We start from the raw sequence: 15431 nt of genomic DNA on the forward strand, positions 1-15431 counted from the left end.
CAATGACGTCGTCACCCCTCGTTATCGGCATCGCGGGTGGCACCGCGTCCGGCAAGACCACCGTCGCCCGAAAGGTTCGTGAGGCGCTTGCCGACTGCCGCGTGGCCTTCATCGATCAGGACTCGTACTACCGAGACCTGAAGGACCTCCCCATCGCGGACCGCCGGGAGGTGAACTTCGACCATCCCGACGCGTTCGACACCGAATTGCTGGTGAGCCACCTCCGGGAGCTGAAGGCCGGTCGGCCCATCCAGAAGCCCGTCTATGACTTCGTCACCTCGTCGCGTCAGCCCCGCACCATGGGCGTGGACCCGGGGGACATCATCCTCATCGAGGGCATCCTCGTCCTGCACATGAAGGAAGTGCGCGAGTTGATGGACGTGAAGATCTACGTCGACGCGGACGATGACCTGCGCATCCTTCGTCGCCTCACCCGCGACATCAAGGACCGCGGCCGCGACTTCGACCACGTCGTCAGCCAGTACCTGCGCCACGTGCGCCCCATGCACATGGGCTTCGTCGAGCCGTCCAAGCACTTCGCGGACATCATCATCCCGCACGGCGGCAACAACGAGATCGCCATCAGCATGCTGGTGGGCGCGCTGCGCGGGAAGCTCTCCGCTCCGCAGCCGCGCGAGTAGCCATCAGCCCACGCGCCGCAGGAAGTCTCCGAGCGGCGCGCGCAGGCGCTCGGTCTCCGTCAGGAGCGCGCCATGGTCCCCCGGGCCGGGCAGCTCCACCAGCCGGGCGCTCACGCCCGCGGCGGACAGCAGATGGTACGTGTCCCGCACCCGGTTCACCGGCGCGAGCACGTCCGAGCTCCCCGCCACCAGCAGCACCCGCGCCCGAATCTGCGCGAAGCAGTCCGCCACGTCGCAGCCCGAGTAGGCCGAGCACAGCGTGGCCCACGACGACGCATCGAACGACTCGGAGAAGGCGTCCGCCTCCGCGTCCAACGCGAGCCTCGCCGCCTCGGCGTCGGCGAAGCGCCGCGACAGGTACTCGCGGCCGTAGAGCAGCTTCTGGAAGTCCAGTCGCAGCCGCCGCATCGTCTTGCGAGGCTGCGCGTCCGGCTCGTAGAGGCCCTCGCGGAAGTCCGGGTCCGCGCGCAACAGCTGCCACGCCAGGCCCAGCTTCTCGCGCACGCCCTCCGGCAGCGCGCGCGCCGAGCCGATGGCCACCACCGAATCCGACAGCTCCGGGAACAGCGCCGCCAGCCGCAGCGCCACCTGCGCGCCCAAGCCCACGCCCACCAGCGCGCGCACGTGGTTCAGCCCCCGGGCCCGCAAGAGCGCGGACACCCCGCGCGCCATGTCGAGCACCGTGAGGGGCGGCAGGCTCAGCCCCAGTCGCTCGCCCGTCTCCCGGTCCATCGACGCGTTCGACGTGCTGCCGAACGGACTGCCCATGAGCCCCGGGACGATGACCGGCATGATGTCCGGGTCCAACGGCAACCCCGGTCCCACCAGCTCACGCGCCCAACCCGAGGGCTGATACGCGGAGTCCTCCGCCGGCCCCACCGCCCGGTGCGAATGCGACAGGTCGTGCAGCAGCACCACCGCTTTGCCGTCGCACGGTTCTCCGTAGGCCTCCCACGCCACCTGGGGGTTGCGCAGCAGCTCGCCTTCCTCCAGAGGGAGCAGGGAGGTGAACAGGTGGGTGCCGGTGGCCTGGATCACGTTGGGGAATTTTCATATCACTGCCTGCTCCACCGCACAGGAGACTGCCGCTTGAAGCGCTATTTCGGAGTCATTGTCCTCGTCGCTGGTGTGCTGCTGGGCGCCATCATGAGCTACCGCAGCGCCAGTGCCCGCACCAAGGAGGCACAGCGCGAGGCGGACGCCCAGCGCATCCGCGCCGACTATCTGGAGCGCGTGGCCTGGCTCCGGGTCAATCCGGACGAGAACGCGTATCGCGAGGAGCTCAAGCCCTTCTTCAAGACGTACTTCGAGCAGGTGGATGGCCACCTGAAGTCGTTCAACGGGAACAAGAACTTCGACGCCTATCTCCAGGAGCTGGAGAAGCGCGCGGACAGCGGCAAGGACGAGCGCGCCGGGGACCGCAAGGCGTTCTACGACTACACGCGCAAGGTGTTCGACAGCCTGCGCGAGGGCCGCTACCGCCCGGTGTGGACGGCCACGGACAAGGGCATGCGCCTGGACGTGGTGTCCTCGGACACCCTGATGGTGATGGGCAAGCCGCAGGTGCGGTTGCAGCTCGCGCTGTGGGGCGCGCAGCGTCAGCTCAAGGATGAGGGCAAGGTCCTCAAGATGATGACCAGCGCCACGTTCGACACGGTGTGGAAGCTCACCGACGCGAAGGGGAAGCTGCTGGGGGAGATGCGCGGTGGGGACCCGTCGATGAAGATCGACCACCCGGAGCGCTTCATCGCGGAGTTCCCGCCGCAGCTGGTGCTGGGCCACTACGATTTGGACCTGATGCCCAACGAGGTGGCGAAGGTGGACATGACCATCACCGTCTCGTCGCGCTCGCCCTCGGGCGGGGACGCCACGGCCACGTACGTGTGGAAGCTGGACGTGCCCTCGGAGTGGAAGCTGGGCGCGGGTGAGACGTGGGAGGGCGCCACGCAGGAGGAGCGTCCCGAGGAGGAGATCGACCCGTCGAAGAAGGCCGCCGCGAACTAGCGGTGCTCCGGGTGGGGGAGGGCGAAGCGGTGTTCGCCCTCACTCCACCACGGTGAAGTGGGAGCCCAGCCGGTACGCGGACAGCGCGCCGGTGTCGTCCAGGAAGTAGAGGTTGAGGCGCACGTCCGCCTGGAGCGCGACGAGCCCCGCCCCCGCGCGCACCTCGGCCAGCACCTGGCCTCCTCGAGGGTCCACCGCGCGCACCCGCTCACCCGGGAGCAGGGTCACCCCGCGCGCGGTACGCGCCGGCAGCGCGCCGATGAGCGGCTCCCCCGAGGCGCCCACGCGCCAGTCCACGGTGCCCGACGAGGCCACGCGCGCCGCGGCCCCCGAGGCGCTGGTCACCACCACCGCGCGAGGCAGGGGCGAGAGCGCGTACGGTCCCGGCCCCAGGTTCAGCGGCCGCTCCCACACGCGCTGGCCCTTGGCGTCCAGGCACAAGAGCATGCCTTCGCGCTCGCGCTCCCCGGCGATGAAGACGCGCGAGCCCACCGGCAGCGGCGCCGACGGGTGGGTGAGGTCCGGCTCGTGCGTCCAGGCCGCCTCGCCCGTGTGCGCGTCCGCGAGCAGCAGGGCCCAGTGCGAGCCCCGGCCGAGCAGCGCCAGGAAGTGGCGGCCCCACGGCACCGGAGCGCCATGGAAGGGCAGGGGCGCGCGCATCCGATAGCGCACCTGTCCATCCTCCAGGTCGAGCCCGTAGACGTAGCCGGAGTCCGTGGTGACGAGGGCGCGGTGGCCCTGCGTCGTCAGCCAGCTTCGCTGCGTGCGCGGAGGGGCCAGGCGCCACACCTCGCGCCCGGTGGCCTCGGCGAAGGCCACCACGGTGCGGTCCTCCGACAGCGTGAGCAGGAGCCCGTCCTTGCGCAGGAGCAGCGGCCCCAGGGGGATGCCGTCATGGTCGTGCAGCCAGCGCGCCCCCGCGCCCCGGCCCGTGAAGCCGTACACGCGCGAGAGGTCCGCCGCCACCGCGTGGCCATCCGCCGACGCCGCCACGCCCAGCGCCGCCGCGCGCCGCCACAGCCGCGTCCCGTCCTTGCGCGAGAAGGCCACCGCCGCTTGAGGCGCGCAGCACACCGGCCCGTGTCGTCCGAGCAGCAGCCGTGACTCCTCCGCGTCCTCGAGTCCGCGTTGCTCCCACAGCCGCTCGAAGCGCAGCCGCCGCAGTCGGCCGGGGACCTTGAGCGGCTTGGAGGCGCTCTCCGTCGTCCGGGTGCGCTTCTCCCGCGCCGCGCCGGATTGCTCGGGGGGCTCCACGGGGCCGCGCAGATGGGACAGGCCCTCGCGGCAGCGCTCCGCGAGCTCCACCAGGTAGGGGTTGCCCACCTGCATCCGGTCCTCTTCCGCGAAGGTGGCCGCGAGCGCCTCGCCCAGGTGGAAGAGGCTCGCGGCCAGCTGCATGCCGGTGAGCGGGAAGGGCACGCCCGTGCGGCCCACCCGGGCCTTGCCGGCCTCCAGATCGAGCAGCAACGGCGCGCGGGTCCCCGCGGGCTCCAGTTGGAACCGGGCCTCCTTGAGCTCCACCGCCCGCGCCAGCTCCACCGCCTGGCGCGACAGCTCCAGCACCGTGAGGAACGGCGGCGCCTGGACCTTCCACGCCTCCGGCTTGCCGGGCAGGGCCAGCCACACCTCGCCTGGGCCCAGCAGGGGGGCCAGCGTCCCGGAGGGGCTCCGCTTGCCGCCGCCGCGGACGCCCCGGGCGCCGGCGTCCCGGAGCTCGAAGCCGAAGCCGGGCGTCTCGGGCGGCTCCACCCGCTTCACGGAGGGCTGGGTGGCCTCCTCATCCGGGGGCCGCGAAGGCCTCGCCAGCTGCTTGAGCGGCTCCGCCAGCGCCTGGGCGAGGGGGGCGGAGACGCTCCTGGGGGCCACCTGGGTGACGTCCGCGAGGAAGCGGGTGCCAGTGGCCTTGACGGCCTCGGTCAGCTCCTCGGCGTCCACCCTCACGGGGGGGCGCATCAGCCGGGCGGGGCGGGCCAGGCTCACCACGAGCAGCTCCACCACCTCGGCGCCCACCCGTCTCAGGACGAGCTCCAGGTGGGCCTCCGCCAGGGAGACCTGGGCCATGGGCCGGCCTCCCGTGCGAAGAGAGGCCACTGCGCGCACCAAAGCGGGCACCACTTCTGCTAAGGACTCCTCCACCGCTCCGGACAGCAGGTCCACGCCATCCAGTTCCAGTGCGATGGAATCCAGCGGGGAGGCCGATGGTTCGCGTTTCCAGCGCTGTCCGATGCGTATGCGGGTCATCTTCCGTTCGTTGACAAGCCAGTTTAGCGATGGCTAGCATCCGCCGCCCATACGGACCTACATTTTTGTAACCGTTCGGAATTCTTGGGGAATACTCGATGACATTTTACGAGGCCGCGCTCCGCATCCTGGAGAGCGAAGGACGTCCCCTCCACTTCCTTGAAATCACCGAGAAGTCCATCCAACAAAGCCTGCTCTCCCACGTCGGCAAGACGCCCGAGGTGACGATGCTCTCGCGCCTGGCCGCCATGGCGCGTCGCACGAGGGATCGCAAGGTGATTGTGACGGCGAAGGACACCTTCGCCCTGGTGGATTGGTCGATTCCCGAGGACGTGGAGGCGTTGGCGCAGACCGGCGTAATCGAGCCGAATCCGGAAGAGGACCTGCCGCCGCTCAGGCCGGCGGAGCGCCATCCGGAGCCGCGCACGGACAACGTGCGGGCGGCGGGCCGTGGCAGTGAGCGCAAGCGCCGCCGGGACGAGGACGAGGAGCGGGGTGGAAAGCGCAAGCGCTTCCCGCCGCTGCCGGAGGTGGTGTTCGAAATCCTCAGCGACGCCGACGGTGGGCTGCGCACCGAGGCCCTCATCGAGCGCGCCCGGAGCAAGGAGCTGTGCGCCGAGGACCTCACGGTGGAGGCGGTGCTCACGGCGCTGCTCGAGGACAACCAGCGTCGCATCGACGCGGGTCGCCGGCCGCAGTACGCGTTCAACAAGGACTCCGGCGAAGTGACGCTGGAGCGCGCGGGCTCGCCGAGCGAGGCGCCGTCGCTGGAGCTGCAGGCCGCGTTCGCGCAGGCGCTGGGGATTCCGCTGGAGGCGGGCCGGCCGGTGCTGGCGCGCTCCTCGGCCGCGGCGGTCGCGGGCGAGCCGGTGGTGGACGCGGCGCTGCTCACCACGCTGCGCACGTCGCTCAAGGACGCGCGCCGCGCGGTGGCGCGAGGGCTGCGCAAGCGCCTGGGCGACGCGGACGTGGGCACGTTCGAGAAGTCCGTCGTGAAGATGATGCACGGCCTGGGCTTCCGCGAGCTGAAGGTGGCCAAGCGGTCCAAGGAAGGCCCCCTGCTCACGGCGCGCAAGCGCGAGGGCAGCGTGGAGCTGCGCTACGCGGTGCGGATGCTCAAGGGCACGCCCGGCATCGACCGCAAGTGCGTGCAGGAGCTGCGGCGCGACCTGAGCCACTACTCGGCGCAGGTGGGTCTGCTGGTGAGCGCGGGCGATGTGCGTGGCGACGCGCGCACCGAGGCGCAGGCCAGCGGCTCGCTGGTGATGCTGTGGTGCGGCGACGCGCTGGGGGAGAAGTTCCTGGAGGCCGAGACGGCCGTCACCGTCACCCGGGTGGAGCTGTACGAGATCGACGAGCGCTTCTTCGAGGCCGCGAAGCTGGACGCCGAGGAGGCCCAGAAGCGCCGCGAGGAGCGTCAGCGCGAGAAGCAGTCCCGCGAGGACGAGTCTCCCGAGGTCGCCGCGTCGTCGGAGCGCCCGCGCGAGAAGCGTCGCCGGGAGCGCGGCGAGAAGCGCGCGTCGTCTTCGTCCGACGAGGTGGAGGTCTCCTCCGAGGGCGGCGAGGCTCGCGCCCAGGGCGACGTCGCCGTCGAGGCCGCTCCCGTCGTGTCCGCGCCCGCGCCCCAGAACACGGGCTCCGAGGACGAGGAGGGCGAGGACGACGACGAGGGTGATGACGATGACCTGGAGGCCGCGAGCGCCTTCGTGGGGGCCCGTCCGGAGGGCGCCGATGCCAATGGCGAGGCGGGCCAGGGCGACCGCAAGCGCCGCCGCCGCCGTCGTCGTGGACGTCGCGGGCGTGGGAACCGGGGCGCCGAGGCTGGCGCCACGCCGGCCGCGGGTTCGCCGACGGAGGCCGCTCCCACGGGCGAGGCCGTGAGCGCGCCCGAGCCCCAGGCGGAGGGCACTCCCGCTCCCGAAGGTGAGGCGAGCATCGCCGCGCCCCTGGACCCGGCTGCCGCGCCCGAGGTCGGCGTCAGTGAGGCCCCCACCGCGCCGAGCCCGGAGGCCGTCCCCGTGGCGGGCTCCCTGGCCGAGGCACTGGAGGCCAGCACGCTGGCCGAGGTCGTCACCGCGTCCGAGCCCGAGGCGGCGCCGGTCAGCGAGGCGCAGGCCCCGGCGGAGGCGGTCATCCCGTCCGCGTCCGGGCCGGAAGCGGAGTCGCACGAGGTGCGAGAGGATGCGCACCGTCCCGCGAAGAGCCCGTCCGAAGGGGGAGAGGGCTGACACGGTCTGGCGCGGAGGGTGGGAATGGCCGGCGCGGGCTCGCTTCGGGTGTTACCCTGAGGGAGCGATGAAGCCGGCCCTGATTCTCGCCTTCTGCGCCGTCCTCCTCGGCGCCTGCCGCTCGCAGGCGCCGCGCTACCCCGTCTCTCCGGTGGATGTCTCCGGCGCGACGGTGAAGGACAACGCCCTGCTGGGCCTGGCGCCCGAGGGCGTGGCGACGTTGTTCACCCAGTCCCTGCGGTCCTCCGGCCGCTTCGAGTTGAAGGGCGACGAGGCCACGAAGGACGTCCGGCCCTGGCGTCTGACGTTGGACGTGCCCTTCACGCGCGAGGTCCTGAAGGACGGGGATCCGCGCAGCTTCGCCGAGGTGGGCGCCAACCTGGTGTTGGAGCGCTTCGGCGGGGAGCTGCCCCAGCACTACGAGGTGGTGGGGTTGGGCGAGGCGCCGGTGATGGAGGACTCGCCCTCGGGGCGGCAGGCCGCCATGCGCGCCGCGCTGGACGCGGTGCTCAAGCAGGTGACCGACTCGGCGGTGATGCAGCTCAACGCGCTGGAGCGCTCGGATGACGTGCTGGTGCAGGAGCTGCGCGCGGACGATGCGCGGCTGCGTGAGTTCGCGCTGCGCACGCTGGCCGAACGACAGCATCCCGCCGCGGCGCCGCTGCTCATCGAGCGGCTCAAGGAGTCCTCGGACGGGGAGGTGCTGCGCAAGACGATGGGCGCGCTGGTGGAGATGAAGGCGCGCGTGGCGGTGCCGGCGCTCATCGACCTGGCGCGCGGCAAGGACAACGGCTTCGTGCAGGAGCTCGTCTTCGCGGTGGGCGAGATTGGTGGCCCCGAGGCGGAGGCGTACCTGTATACGGTGGCCCAGGGGCATGACGCGCCCGCCGTGCAGGCCGCGGCGCAGCAGGCCCTGGAGACGCTCTACGCTTCACGCAAGCACATCACCGCGGAGGCGCGTGGCCGGGACCACGCGGACTGACATCGAGATGAACCGTTCGTTCGGAGTGGGCGGCGTCGCCCTGCTGGCCACGATGATGCTGGGGAGCGGCTGCTCCAAGCGCGTGGAGTCGGAGTCGCAGCAGTCGGCCGTCGCCGGCAGTGTGGCGGACTACTACCCGCTCGCGGTGGGCAACAGCTGGACGTACCGGCTGAACGGCCGCGCCGACAAGCAGGTCACCGTGGAGATCCTCAAGCAGGAGGAGGGTTTCTTCCACGACAACCAGGGCGGCCAGCTCGCCGTGGATGCCTACGGATTGAGGGATCCCAAGCGCTACCTGCTGCGGGGCCCGCTGGAGACCGGGCACGCGTGGACGAACGTGGTGTCGGTGTCCTCCACCGAGCGCTATCGCATCATCCAGGCGGGCAGCGCGTGTGACACCCCCGCGGGCACCTTCCCGTCCTGCGTGCAGGTGGAGGGGCGCAACCGGGTGGATGCCCAGGCCACGCTCGTCAACGCGATGACGTTCGCCCCCGGCGTCGGCATGGTGCGCATGGAGATCTTCCTGGAGACGAACCAGCAGCGCATCCCCCAGACGCACCTGGAGCTCACCGCCTACCAGGTGGGTGGGAGTCGGGCTCCCGGGGCAAGCACCCCACCGGCCGGCTGAAGGCTGGGACGGAGGGCGAGGAGGGGCCAAGGAGGGCGCGGGCCCGGCGAGTTGAAAGCCCGGCCGCCGCTCCGTACCCTTGCGCTCTCGTGAGGTGTCGCCGTGGCCCTGGAATCGACCGAGCAGACGCAGGAGGAACTCATCCTCGGGTTCCTCTCCGAGAGTGGTGAGGACTACACCTCCGGGGAGGCCCTGTCGGGCAAGCTGGGGCTGTCACGCACGGCCGTCTGGAAGCGGGTGGAGGCCCTGCGCACCAAGGGCTACCGCATCGAGGCCGTCCCCGCGCGGGGCTACCGGCTGGTGGAGGTGCCGGACCGGCTCACCTCGCTGGAGGTGGCGCCGCTCCTGGACACCCATGACCTGGGCCGGACCCTCCATCACCACGCGGTGCTGGGCTCCACCAACGAGGTGGCCTTCCGGCTGGCGCAGGATGGCGCCGAGCACGGCGAGGTGGTGGTGGCCGAGCAGCAGACCTCCGGCAAGGGCCGGCGGGGCCGCGCCTGGGTGTCGCCGCCGGGGTTGAACCTGTACTTCTCCGCCATCCTCCGCCCGGAGCTGCCGCCCCAGCGCGCGCCGGAGCTGACGCTGGTGGCCGCCGTCGCGCTGGCGGAGACGCTGCTCGAGTGCGGGGTCGAGGCCGCCATCAAGTGGCCCAACGACGTGCACATCGATGGCCGCAAGGTGGCGGGCATCCTCACGGAGCTGTCGGCGGAGCCGGAGCGGGTGCACTTCGTCATCGTCGGGGTGGGGGTCAACCTCAACTGCCAGGCCGAGCACTTCCCCGAGGAGCTGCGCCAGGTGGCCACGTCACTGTCGCTGGCCCGGGGGGAGCGGGTGCACCGCGCCCGGTTCGCCGCCTCCCTGTGGACGCGCATGGAGGAGTGGCTGGATTTGTACCTGGAGACGGGCTTCGACGCGGTGCGCGCCCGCTGGAAGGAGCTGTCGTCCACCCTGGGGCAGGACGTGCTGGTGCGCACGGACCGCAGCGAGCTGCGCGGCCTGGCGGAGGACATCGACCCGTCCGGCGCGCTGCTGGTGCGCACGGAGGGCGGACAGCTGGAGCGCGTGCTGGCCGGAGACGTGGAGCAGCTTCGCCCCAGGCAGTCGCCGCGCTCCCGCCAGACGCCCCGCTGAGCGGCGCCTTCGGAGTAGAGTGCGCGGGGTGATGCTCCTGGCCATCGACGTCGGCAACACCAACACCGTCCTCGGGGTGTTCGACGGCCGGCGGCTGCTCGACCACTGGCGCGTGGAGACGAGCACCCGGCGCACCTCGGACGAGTACGGCATCCTGGTGCGCCAGCTCTTCTCGCACAGCGGCATCGACGCGGCGAAGGTGGGCGCGGTGGCGGTGTCCAGCGTGGTGCCGCCGCTCCAGTTCAGCCTGGAGAAGATGAGCGAGCGCTACTTCCGAATGCGGCCGATGTTCGTGGGGCCCGGCGTGAAGACGGGGATGCCCATCCTCTACGACAACCCCCGCGAGGTGGGCGCGGACCGCATCGTCAACGCGGTGTCCGCGTACGAGAAGCACCGCTCGGCGCTCATCGTCGTGGACTTCGGCACCGCCACCACGTTCGACGCGGTGTCCGCGCGCGGCGAGTACCTGGGCGGCTGCATCTGCCCGGGCATCAACATCTCCATGGAGGCCCTGTTCCAGAACGCCTCCAAGCTGCCGCGCGTGGAGTTCGCGCGGCCGCCGCATGTCATCGGCCGCAACACGGTGCACTCGATGCAGTCGGGGCTCGTGTACGGCTACGTCGGGATGGTGGACGGCATCTGCGCGCGCATGCAGGCCGACCTGGGCCACCCCGTGAGGGTCGTCGCCACCGGAGGGCTCGCGCCGCTGGTGGCCAGTGAATCCAAGGCCATCCACGAAGTGGACGAGTTCCTCACGCTCGAGGGCCTGCGCATCATCTACGGAAGGAACCACGCGACATGACCACCGCCGCCCCCAGCAACGTCCCGGCGCCGCCTCCGGGCTGCCCCTTCAACGCGGAGTTCCTGCCGCCCAACCTGCGCAAGCACGTGGACCCGGCCGCGCCGGTGCCGCTGCGGATGATGGCCGCCAAGTCGCTCGTCCCGCTCAGCCCATCCGACATGCTCGGCGCGCTGTACATGCTGACGTACGACCCGGACGCGGCCGTGCGCGAGACGGCGGCGAAGACGTCCGGTGGCCTGCCGGAGAAGATCCTCGGCTCCGCGCTGCGCGACGAGGAGGTGCAGCCCCAGGTGCTGGGCTACTTCCTCGGGTTGCTCAAGGACAAGGACGCCTACGCGGAGATGCTCGTCCTCAACTCGAACACGCCCGATGAGGCCGTGGCCCATGTGGCGCGCGAGTGTGGACCGAAGCTGGCGGAGATCATCGGCCAGAACCAGCTGCGCCTGTTGCGCTACGAGGACATCCTGCGCGGCCTGTGTGCCAACGCCCAGGCGCCCGTGTCCCTCATCGACAGCGTCTGTGACTTCGCGGTGCGCAGCGGCATGCTGCTCGCGGACGTGCCGCAGATGAAGGCCGCGCGCGTGCGCCTGTTCGGCCCCGAGGCCGCCGAGGCGCCGCCGGACCCCGGCCCCACCGCGCAGGAGGTGCTCCAGGAGATGGGCACCGAGGTGGCGGACGAGAACGCCGCGCCGATGGAGGAGGGCAAGCGCCTGACGCTGTCCCAGCGGCTGATGAAGATGTCCATCGCGGAGAAGATCAAGCTGGCGACGCTGGGCAACAAGGAGGCCCGCAGCGCGCTCATCCGCGAGACGAACAAGCTGGTCGCCGTGGCCGTCATCCGCAGCCCGCGAATCACGGACGGCGAGGTGCTCGCGTGCGCCGCCAACCGCGCGATGATGGATGACGTCCTGCGTGTCATCTACAACAACCGCGAGTGGACCAAGAACATGAAGGTGAAGCTGGCCCTGGTGAAGAACCCCAAGGTGCCGCTCACCGTCACCATGAAGTTCCTCAACGCCCTGCGCGACGGCGAGCTCAAGGACCTGAGCCGCGACAAGAACGTGCCGGCCGCGGTGCAGACGTTCGCCAAGAAGCTGCTGGAGAAGAAGACCGCCCCGAAGAAGACCGACGACAAGTAGTCGGGGCGGGGTGGGGGAGCCCTCTCTCGAAGAGGGCTTCGACCCCGGGGTTCCACCGCCGCTCCAGCTCGTCGCGATGGGCGACTGGCGGAGCGGCGTGAGGCTCGTTCAGGCCGCCGCTTCGTCGGCGTCGTCGGCCACGGAGGAAGCGTTCTCCTCGAGCAGCTGCTGGGCGATGGCGAGCGCCTTCTTCGTCTTCTCGCGCAGCTTCTCGTCGTTCTTGATGCGCGCGTAGAGCTTGGTGACGCGCTCCTCGTTGCGCACGGCGGTGGCCTCCAGCTCGCCGATGCGGCGGCGCAGCTCGTCGGCCTCCTCGGCCGCGCGGGTGCCCTGCTCGGACAGCTCCGTCTGCGTCTGCTCCAGCTGGGCGCGCAGCTCCTCCGCCTCGCGCTGGGCGCTTTCCACCTGGCCGCGCAGCGCGTCGGCCTCCTCGCGGGCCGTCTGCACGTCGACCTCGAGCTGGCCGGTGCGGTTGCGCAGCTCCTCCAGCTCCGCGTTGAGGCCCGCCGTCTGGGCGGCATGCTGCTCCAGCTCCTCCTGCAGCGTCGTCACCTGGGCGGTGGCGCCACGCGCCTCCTCCTTGGAGGCGGCGAGCTGCTGGTCCACGCGCTTGCGCTCCGCCGCCAGCGTGTCCGCGCGGGTGGTGAGCGTCTTGATCTGCGCGTCGCGCCGGGCCATCTCCGACTCGGCCGTGCTGGACGCCTGCTCGAGCTCCAGGTGCTGGTCCTTGAGCTCGACGATCTCCTGGTCCTTCTGGTTCAGCTCCGACTTGAGGCGGAGGATCTCCTTGTCGCGCTTGTTGACGGCGTCGCGCAGCGCGAAGGTGTCCTTGTCATTCTTCCCGGTGGCGGCGCGGGCCGTCTCCAGCTCCGTGGCCTTGCCCTCCAGCTCGGCCTCCAGCTCACGCACCCGGTCCTCCGTCTGGGAGGCCGTGCCGCGCGAGTCCTCGAGCGCCGACTGCAGCTCGGCCACCTTCGCGCGCAGGTTGCGCAGCTCGGCGGCGTCCGCGGCGGAGGTGACGGGCGCGGCCACGGGCGCGCTGGTGGCCACCGCGGGCGTGCGCGCGGGCGGCGTCGGCGTGCGCGTGGGGGGCGGGGTGGTGGCCTTGGGCGGCTCGATGACCTTCAGCGGGGCGGGCGCCACCGGAGCGGCCACGGGCATGAAGCCCACCACCGTCTTCTCCGAGTCGTCCAGCGAGTCCAGGGCGTCGTCGGCGTCCGAGCCGAGCGCGTCCAGGCCGGAGAAGTCCTCCTCCACGCCCTCGACGACGGCGTCGGGCGGGGCCTCCACGGGCTCCTCGACGATGGCGGCGGGCTCCGGGTCCGGCGACGACATGTCGCTGAAGGCCGCGTCCAGGTCCAGCTCCTCGCCGGCCACCGCGGGCTCCTCGTCGCCGGTGTCGACGGAGATCTCCTCACCGAAGTCCGCCGTCATCGGCTCGTCGCCGAGCGCGTCCAGCGTGAGGCTCTCGTCGACCACGTCCTCGGAGACGGCCACTTCGGGGAAGCCGATGATGGCGCCCACGCGCTCGGTGAGCAGGTTGGCGTCCACCGGCATGGGCACGTACTCGTCCGCGTGCGCCTTCAGCTTGCGGTGCTGCGCGAAGCCATCCGGGTTGCCGACGATGACGATGGGGACGTTCTTGAGGTCGTCGTCCTTCTTCAGCTTGCCGCAGATGAGGTAGCCGTTCTGTCCGGCGGAGAGCTCCACGGCGAGCACGACGAGGTCGGGCCTGTCGCGGCGAATCTGCTCCACGCTGCCCTTGCCATCCGCGGTGTCCTCCACGGTGAAGCCCCGCCCCTCGAGGACGGGCCTCAGGGTGGCTGCGAGGGCGGTGTCGCTCTTTTCGACGATCAGGATTTTCTTGGACATGTAGGAACGGCCCGACCTGGGTGCGGCGCGCGCGGGCGCCACGAGTGACGGTGGCGCGCGAGGAAAGAAGCGCCGTCGAGGCTATCGGCCATGTCAGGGACCGTCAAATGTTCGGGCCGTACGAAACTCCGCCCGCAGGGCAGTCGGGCAGGCGCCACGGCGCGAGCAACATCACGCTTCAGGGATACGACGCGGGCTCGACGGAGACGGCGGGGCGCGAGCGCACGGGCATCGGGAGTGTCTGGTACGAGTAATTCCCGTCCGCGGACTCCATCGCCCGGGGCGTGCTGGCCAGCGTGGCGCCGTGCTCGCGCTCCTCGAGCATGCGCAGGATGTCACGCTCGTCCATGTCGGTGACCATCTCGTAGACGACCTCGTGGTCCCGCCAGGTCACGATGTTGAAGCCCTGCGCGGAGTCCACCTCCACCGCGGGCAGCGCCTGAGGACGCGGGCTCGCCTCGTCCGGCACCACGAACACGCCGAGCCGACGGCTGGGGCCTCCCTCGTCGGGGAGCGTCTCGTAGCTGATGTAAGCGACTTCGCGGCCATTCAGGATGGAGATGCGCCCGCCCAGCGGCTTCGCGCGAGGCAGCTGCGGCAGCGCGACGCGAGGATCCACCGTGCCCTTGAACCACGTCTCCAGCTGCTCGGAGTTGGACGCCGTGACTTCGTAAGGCAGCGAACGCTTGAAGCGCAAGACCAGCTCGTCCTTCGCCAGCCGCTCGCGCTTGCCCGCCTGATACGCGGACCAGCCGCTGGTCACCGTCACCACCACCAGCGCGACGGCGCCCGCGCGCAGCCAGACCCCATATTGCGCGCGGCGGTGCTCCTGGTGGAGCCCCCGGGCGATGCCCGCGCGGAGCGAGGCCGGGGCCTGCATCCGCTGGACGGAGTGTCTCGCGGCTCGCCGGAGGGCGAGCTGCATGTGCTGCTCTTCCTCCACGCGGCGCTGACATCCAGCGCACGCGGAGAGGTGGGATTCGAGGTCGACCCGCTCCTCCGGCTGAAATTCGCCGTCGAGGTACGGATACAGAAGCCGTTCGAGTTCCTGGCAGGTCATGGCGCGCGGTAGGAACCTGTTTCTACCCTGTCTTCTTCCTTTGACGATACTCTTCGAGGTTCGCCGGCGTATCGACGCCGTCGCCCTCGTGGCGGAAGACACCCTGGCCCACCGCGTACTCGCGCAGCGTCTTCTGCAGGAGCTTGCGGCCTCGGAACAGGCGGCTCATCACGGTGCCAACAGGGCACTCGAGGATCTCGGCGATCTCCTTGTAGGAGAACTCCTGCAGGTCCGCGAGGATGACCACCAGCCTGAAGTCGATGGGCAGGGAGTCGATGGCGCGCAGCACGTCGTCCGACAGGAGCCGGTCGAAGAAGTACTGCTCGGGGTTGGCCGCGAAGTCCGTGGCGTCCCGGCTCACGAAGCGCTCGTGCACCGCCTCGCGCTCCACACCCTCCACCACCGTGCGCTCCTTCACCTTTCGCCGGTAGCGGTTGATGAACGTGTTGGTGAGGATCTTGAAGAGCCAGGCCTTGATGTTGGTGCCCCGCTCGAACTTGTCGAAGAAGCGGTAGGCCCTCATGCAGGTGTCCTGCACCAGGTCCTCGGCATCGCGCTCGTTCTTCGTCAGGCGCAGGGCCGCCGAATAGAGCGGGTCCAGGTGGGCCAGCGCCAGCTCCTCGAATTCCTGCTTCGTCCGGTTGGGTTGTCTGAAATCCAACATGTCCCGCCTTCCAGAGGCCCGAAACAATTGGGGAAT

The 15431-nt window shown here is 70.7% G+C and carries 13 protein-coding genes; 8 read left to right on the forward strand and 5 right to left on the reverse strand.

Annotation, left to right across the window (positions count from 1 at the left end):
• Positions 1-2 precede the first annotated feature (2 nt).
• Entirely contained in the window at positions 3-641 is a 639-nt protein-coding gene (udk, locus tag LXT21_RS36670) for a uridine kinase (RefSeq protein ID WP_074956956.1), read from the forward strand.
• A gap of 3 nt (positions 642-644) precedes the next feature.
• On the opposite strand, the gene LXT21_RS36675 is transcribed toward udk, so the two are convergent.
• Positions 645-1679, reverse strand: coding sequence for an alpha/beta fold hydrolase (locus LXT21_RS36675; RefSeq protein ID WP_254042888.1), 1035 nt, complete (start codon positions 1677-1679; stop codon positions 645-647).
• Positions 1680-1730: 51 nt separating this feature from the next.
• Here LXT21_RS36675 and LXT21_RS36680 point away from each other — a divergent pair, with 51 nt between their 5' ends.
• Positions 1731-2645: a hypothetical protein gene (locus LXT21_RS36680; protein WP_254042889.1), complete on the forward strand. Its 915-nt coding sequence runs from the start codon at positions 1731-1733 to the stop codon at positions 2643-2645.
• Between the two features lie 39 nt (positions 2646-2684).
• Here the strand turns inward: LXT21_RS36680 and LXT21_RS36685 are convergent, their stop codons facing one another.
• The gene (locus LXT21_RS36685; protein WP_254042890.1) at positions 2685-4886 is read right to left on the reverse strand and encodes an outer membrane protein assembly factor BamB family protein; all 2202 of its coding nucleotides are present in this window, start codon (positions 4884-4886) and stop codon (positions 2685-2687) included.
• A gap of 98 nt (positions 4887-4984) precedes the next feature.
• Between LXT21_RS36685 and LXT21_RS36690 the strand changes: the two genes are divergently transcribed.
• The 6 genes from LXT21_RS36690 to LXT21_RS36715 all read left to right on the forward strand — a co-directional run bounded on the left by LXT21_RS36690 (position 4985) and on the right by LXT21_RS36715 (position 11799).
• Positions 4985-7114, forward strand: coding sequence for an HTH domain-containing protein (locus tag LXT21_RS36690; protein WP_254042891.1), 2130 nt, complete (start codon positions 4985-4987; stop codon positions 7112-7114).
• A gap of 67 nt (positions 7115-7181) precedes the next feature.
• On the forward strand, positions 7182-8096 hold the full coding sequence (locus LXT21_RS36695; RefSeq protein WP_254042892.1) for a HEAT repeat domain-containing protein: 915 nt from the start codon (positions 7182-7184) through the stop codon (positions 8094-8096).
• Positions 8074-8724, forward strand: coding sequence for a hypothetical protein (locus LXT21_RS36700; RefSeq protein WP_254042893.1), 651 nt, complete (start codon positions 8074-8076; stop codon positions 8722-8724). Before LXT21_RS36695 ends, LXT21_RS36700 begins: the two co-directional genes overlap by 23 nt.
• A gap of 102 nt (positions 8725-8826) precedes the next feature.
• Positions 8827-9858, forward strand: a complete 1032-nt coding sequence (locus LXT21_RS36705) for a biotin--[acetyl-CoA-carboxylase] ligase (RefSeq protein WP_254042894.1) — start codon at positions 8827-8829, stop codon at positions 9856-9858.
• A gap of 31 nt (positions 9859-9889) precedes the next feature.
• A complete protein-coding gene (locus LXT21_RS36710; RefSeq protein WP_254042895.1) occupies positions 9890-10660 on the forward strand; it encodes a type III pantothenate kinase in 771 nt (256 codons plus the stop codon).
• Positions 10657-11799 (forward strand): hypothetical protein, encoded by a 1143-nt coding sequence (locus LXT21_RS36715; protein ID WP_254042896.1) that lies wholly within the window; start codon positions 10657-10659, stop codon positions 11797-11799. The genes LXT21_RS36710 and LXT21_RS36715 overlap by 4 nt, the downstream gene beginning before the upstream one ends.
• Positions 11800-11907: 108 nt before the next feature.
• On the opposite strand, the gene LXT21_RS36720 is transcribed toward LXT21_RS36715, so the two are convergent.
• The 3 genes from LXT21_RS36720 to LXT21_RS36730 form a co-directional block, all read right to left on the reverse strand.
• Positions 11908-13671 (reverse strand): response regulator, encoded by a 1764-nt coding sequence (locus LXT21_RS36720; protein WP_254042897.1) that lies wholly within the window; start codon positions 13669-13671, stop codon positions 11908-11910.
• Positions 13672-13849: 178 nt separating this feature from the next.
• Positions 13850-14731, reverse strand: coding sequence for an anti-sigma factor family protein (locus tag LXT21_RS36725; RefSeq protein WP_267145439.1), 882 nt, complete (start codon positions 14729-14731; stop codon positions 13850-13852).
• Positions 14732-14753: 22 nt separating this feature from the next.
• Positions 14754-15395 (reverse strand): sigma-70 family RNA polymerase sigma factor, encoded by a 642-nt coding sequence (locus LXT21_RS36730; RefSeq protein ID WP_254042899.1) that lies wholly within the window; start codon positions 15393-15395, stop codon positions 14754-14756.
• Between the last annotated feature and the right edge of the window lie 36 nt (positions 15396-15431).

It is taken from the genome of Myxococcus guangdongensis, assembly GCF_024198255.1.
GTDB classification, from domain to species: Bacteria; Myxococcota; Myxococcia; order Myxococcales; family Myxococcaceae; genus Myxococcus; species Myxococcus guangdongensis.